Annotated in this window: 2 protein-coding genes and 1 pseudogene; 1 reads left to right on the top strand and 2 read right to left on the bottom strand. The window is 35.2% G+C overall.

The features are described 5' to 3' along the window. Nucleotides 1-831: DMT family transporter (locus tag AC220I_RS20330; RefSeq protein WP_486725694.1), on the bottom strand; the 831-nt coding region annotated here is incomplete at its 3' end. Nucleotides 832-1,202: 371 nt separating this feature from the next. Here AC220I_RS20330 and AC220I_RS20325 point away from each other — a divergent pair. Then, complete coding sequence (locus tag AC220I_RS20325; protein ID WP_486725693.1) at nt 1,203-2,573, top strand: sigma-54 interaction domain-containing protein; 1,371 nt, start codon at nt 1,203-1,205, stop codon at nt 2,571-2,573. 241 nt (nt 2,574-2,814) lie between these two features. Here the strand turns inward: AC220I_RS20325 and AC220I_RS20320 are convergent. Next, a pseudogene (locus AC220I_RS20320) lies at nt 2,815-3,302 on the bottom strand (hypothetical protein); the annotation flags it as partial.

Raw genomic sequence — 3,302 nt, 5'->3', positions numbered from 1 at the left:
GCCTATGAGTTTTACAACAGTAATCGTTTCATTTAAAAAAACACTGCCTATAAGAACTGATACAAGTAGCTCCAGTGTGGAAATAATCCCAACGATTGATAGATCAATTTTTTGACCAATGCCTCTGAAATAAGCAAAATACGCAAAAGCAGCTGGAATAAGCCCCATTGCCAAAGATACTCCAATAATCTCAAGGCTTGAAATCATCAATTTAAAATCATGGCCAGAAACAAAGGGCGTAATTGAAATCGCGCCAAAGACAAAACTATAAAATATAACGGTCAAAGGGCTATAGTGTTCAAGTGCAAATTTGCTAAAAATCGAAAGAAAAGCATAAATAAATGCTGATATAAACCCGAGGAGAATGCCAGTGGTGTTTAAGTTAAAAGTGTTCAGTTGACCACCAGTTATGGCGATAAAAGCACCCATAAGACAAATGACCAAACCCGTTTTCTTATATATATTTAAGACTTCTTTGAAAATGAACTTCGACAGTATCGTGATTAAAACGGGGGCGATGTAGAGCAGAACAGCTGCAGATGCCACTCCAATGACTTCTATGGTTTTAAAATAGACCAGGTTAAAGCCAGCCTGCGTAAAAATCCCCATAATGCCCATTAAAATTAAGCCTTTCAAATTAATTTTGAAAAGCTTTTTTGATTTTTTCATCATAATAAAACTTAATATAAGACAGCCATAAAACAATCTTATAAAGACAATCGCTGTTACTGAAAGGCCAAAACCACTGAGTAGTTTTACGAAGAGTCCAATTGTTCCCCAAAAGACTGCGGCAATTGCCACACTCACATAGCCACTATTAAAAGGTGTCATATATTCCTCATTTCTCATTTCTCAAATTTCATTCCTCGTATTAAGGGATGCTATACTCATTTTATTGACAATAGAACAACAACGGTTTGGTACTATACTCATATGATTGCAATTTAGATGCCAAATTTATATAAACTTTTTAACTTGATTGTGGCCTAAATTCAATATTTTTAATATGTACTTTAGCTTTTATCCAGTTTTGAGCAAGAATTAAAAGCTTGTTCAAAATGGTTAAATGGGAAGAAAAGAGCAAAACAAGTCAAATCTGACTCGATATTTTACATTACATGTTTCATAGTGAATATTATGAGTCATTTATGACTTGTCATTATTCTATATTGAGTTATAATTGACTTACTAGAGGTGATAATATGAAAAATATGAAGTATCACAATTGTTTTTATAAAGAAATTTTAGAAACATCCCATGATGAAATATGGGTTTGCGATGATGAGGGTAAAACAATCTATTGCAACAAGTCTTTTGAACGCAATTATGGTCTAAAGCGTGAAGATATGATGGGGAAGACCGCCATGTACCTTGTTGAGAACGGGTATTCCGACCAAACACCTATCACAGAGGTTTTGAATACTAAGAAACCATGTACTTTATCTCAAAAGACTAGTACAGGTAGGAACCTTATGATTACCGCAACACCCTTTATTTCTGAAGAGGGCAATATAGAGTTCATTGTTGAAAACACTAGGGATATTACAGAGCTTGAGCAGCTTAAAATGGATTATGATTCTCAGCGCGACCAGCTTGATCGATACAAACAGGAAATTGATGTCATCCGCAAACAAACTATGGCCCAGCCATCCTTACATCAGTTTCAAAGTCATGCAATGATACGAATCTATGAAACAGTGGATCGGATAGCAGGGACTATTGCCACAGTCATGATTCAGGGTGAATCCGGTACAGGTAAAACCGAACTTGCAAAGCTGATTCATCAAAGCAGTAATCGTTCAGAGGGTCCCTTTATCACCATCAATTGTTCTGCTATTCCAAATGAACTCTTTGAGTCTGAGTTCTTCGGCTATGAATCTGGTGCTTTTACAGGTGCAAAGGCAAAGGGCAAAAAAGGACTTGTTGAACTTGCCGATAAGGGTACTTTATTTTTAGATGAGATTGGTGAAATACCACTTTTGATGCAATCAAAATTACTCCAGTTTATACAAGAACAAAGTTTTACAAAAGTGGGGGGTGATAAGCTTTGCTCCGTGGACACGCGTATCATTGTTGCCACTAATCGGAACCTTTTTGAACTTGTGAAAGACAAGCTTTTTAGAGAGGACTTGTACTATCGTCTAAGTGTTGTATCCATTGAATTACCGCCACTTAGAGAGAGAAGAGAAGACATACACAGTATGGTTTCATATTTCCTTGAAAAGTATTGCATCGAGTATAATGTTGAAAAAAAAATCACACCCAATGCCCTTACCCATCTTAAACATCATACTTGGCACGGTAACATCAGAGAGCTTCAAAACTTGATTCACAATTTGGTATTAATGACCACAGGTCCAACCATACAGGTTTCTGATTTACCGCCTTCCATGCTTGTGGACATAGCCCCTAAAATGGATGATATAGATCTTGACCACATCGTTTCCTTATATGAAGGGTCTGTTGTAAAAGCGTGTTATGAAACCTGTAAGAGTTCATATAAGCTGGCTAAGGCACTCAACATTTCACAGTCAAGAGCTGTCAGATTGATTAAGAAATATGTTAAAAGTTAATGAAATAAAAAGACTGGTCTAAAAATGTGCCCAACTTTAGATATTAAGTAAACATCTGAGTTGGAATACACTTTAATGACCAGTCTTTGTTTTAATGAAGTATTTTAATCCTTTGAGTTGTAATATTATCATCTCTCAATTGATGATTTAATAATTAAATGATTTAATGATTTAATGATTAATTGATTAAAATATTTAGTGATTTATATACTTAGTGTTTTATATACTTAATGATTTACGATTATTGATTTTTAATTTTCTCATCCAAATCAGTGAGATATTCATATCGTTCCATTTTAAATAAGAGTTTTTCCTCAGTTTCTGATTTGGTTTCCATGAGCTTATTGAGTTTGACGAAGTCATGGGCATTCTTTGCCATTTCTGAGTCGAGCGCTTCTAGTTCAAGCTCCAAAGCTTCAATGTCAGCCTCAATTGTTTGAAATTCTAAATTTTCTTTATAGGTGAATTTTAATTTTGCCTGTCTTGGTTTATCTTCTGACGTTTTCTTTTCTTCAGGCTTTTTAGTGACATCGTTTTTAGTGTCTGTCACTGAACCATGAAGCTGTTCATAGGCACTTGATTTTTTAAAATCAATAAAATCAGAATAGTTACCTGTGTGCTCTAGTATCTTTCCATCGCCTTCATAAGAAAAGATGCGATCGCTGGTTCTATCGAGGAAGTAACGGTCATGGGAAATGGAAATCACTGCACCGTCAAAATCGTCTATAT

This window comes from Fusibacter sp. (assembly GCF_057447755.1).
Note: the sequence above shows the minus strand (reverse complement) of the source record. Positions and strands in the feature narration are given on the sequence as shown.

What these genes read in the sequence shown, in the direction of transcription:
- AC220I_RS20325 (WP_486725693.1), top strand. Translation starts at nt 1,203, where the DNA reads ATGAAAAATATGAAGTATCACAATTGTTTTTATAAAGAAATTTTAGAA.